The sequence below is a fragment of the Paenibacillus sp. 2TAB19 genome, from assembly GCF_052115185.1.
Taxonomy (GTDB): domain Bacteria; phylum Bacillota; class Bacilli; order Paenibacillales; family Paenibacillaceae; genus Pristimantibacillus.
Genome location: NZ_JBFRGE010000190.1, coordinates 1 through 1,937, shown reverse-complemented (window position 1 = coordinate 1,937; position 1,937 = coordinate 1). Strand labels below are relative to the sequence as shown.

2 protein-coding genes are annotated in these 1,937 nt (G+C 35.5%); both read right to left on the bottom strand.

Translation table 11 applies throughout. The annotated features are described in order from the left end of the window. Positions 1-715 precede the first annotated feature (715 nt). Positions 716-856 (bottom strand): DUF3953 domain-containing protein, encoded by a 141-nt coding sequence (locus AB4Z33_RS30885; protein WP_442053565.1) that lies wholly within the window; start codon positions 854-856, stop codon positions 716-718. Positions 857-1,119: 263 nt separating this feature from the next. Then, positions 1,120-1,734: a hypothetical protein gene (locus AB4Z33_RS30880; protein WP_442053564.1), complete on the bottom strand. Its 615-nt coding sequence runs from the start codon at positions 1,732-1,734 to the stop codon at positions 1,120-1,122. Positions 1,735-1,937 lie beyond the last annotated feature (203 nt).

Genomic DNA, 1,937 nt, shown 5'->3' with positions numbered 1-1,937 from the left:
AATTAGAGCAGCTGGCTGATCGCAATCTACTCCATGATGTATTCAACTAACGTCTCCCGTTAGTTCAATCCTAATAACTCCCAAGATATCGTGACTGGACACCAGTTACTCATTCCAAAATGGTTTCAATTTATATTCTAAATTCCTTTAAGTCCTCCCAAGCACGTAACTATTACCATTATTATCGAAAATGTTACGGTAACATATCCGCTTATTTTAAATCGTTTTATCATTGCTTTTGTTGCTCTCTTTTGATTTGTGAAACTTGAYGTTGTTGAAATCATAAACTCAGTAAAAAGAATGTTTAGCAGACCAAACCCTCCAAATACAATCATAAAAAATATACTCATAGTTATCCGATCTGACATTTAACTCCCTCCTAAATGTCATTCATGAGTGGAAACATCTATAGTGGTGGAACTTTCGTTCCCCTTCGTAACAATGTTTGCTTATTTTTTATCTCTTATCTCACGAAGAGTTTCTTCAATTTTATCCATTTTCCTTAACATCGAATATTGATTCCCAATCATGCCAGCCAGACCAATTACCAATACAATAACTATTAAAAGAACCATTCATACCTCCAGTGGTTTGATTACTTTTTTCTTATCTTATTGTAACATTTACCCAGATAAACTGCCCGTTACTTCAACGAACAACGGCAGCCAATTGTGGAGCCGGCTGCCGTAACGTCCTGTTGTGCTTTAGTTCCTCATTACTTCAATATGAAACCTTGTATTGAAACAAATATAACAAAAAAAGAAGCAATAATGCTCATATAACCTAAAAATCTCTTATCTTTCTTTTGCAACTCTTCTAATCCTGCCACCATCATAAATAATGCTAGAAATAACATTAAATACGGCATCMATTCAAATTTCTTATTCAGAAGGCTATAACTTGAAATTCCGATAACGATTATCGCWAAAATAATTCTACTTTTCTTTATCACCCATATTCYCTCCCATGGGGCAGCATCGCATTACAGATGATTTTACCATAAATTCCATTTAAGAGTTCTAAACAATCCTGCCTGTTAACGTAATGAAGCTGCCGGTCAGCACCGACAGCTTCATGTTCGTCGCTTATTCAACTAACGTTCCCAGCTAGCGTAAACAATTATTTGCTTGGGGTAATTGATATAGGTATTTCAATATAATCAGGACCAAGAATCTTATTACCATTTTTCTCATCGGAGCCGACGGCAACTAATATGCTGAATTTCTCCGATCGATTTAATGCTTTTTTAGGCATTAAGTCAATTACAACAAATCCTGTACCGCCTCCCGTGGAGATAAAATTGTGCGCTCTTCCAACTTCTACTATACCACTCCATTTATAGTTCTTTTCCGTAGGAGTCCATGTCGAAACATAATCCGAAAGTTTAATTTTAGATTTGTTTTCGGGATAACTGCTTTGTATATTGGATATATACCATTTGTCAGGGATATAGAAACCAATGCCACCCCAATCTTTAGGGTCGATCTTTATTGATGCAACAATTTGTATATGTTCAGCCACATCTTTATCACTTTTGATAAATAACGTTCCTTTTACCGATGTCTGCAATTCTGTAGATTCGGAATTCACGCTAAAGCTTTTGACTTGAACTACTTTTTCGTTGACTGCTGTATTATGATTAGATTTTTCTTGCTTTGAGTAATGCTTAAAAAAATAAACCGACAAAACAGTAATTAATACAGCAAAAAAGATGTAACTAACTTTTCTATTCATATCGACTCCCTCTAACCTTATTAGAATCACCGAGCATTGCTTCCCCCAATAATAAACCTAAAACAACAATGTATTCGATTTCTGTTTTTCTAATTACTAATACTACAATTTTGTTCAACTATCCTGCCAGTTACTTCAACGAACAACGGCAGCCAATTGTAAAGCCGGCTGCCGTAACGTCCTGTTGAGCTATAGTTCTCCGT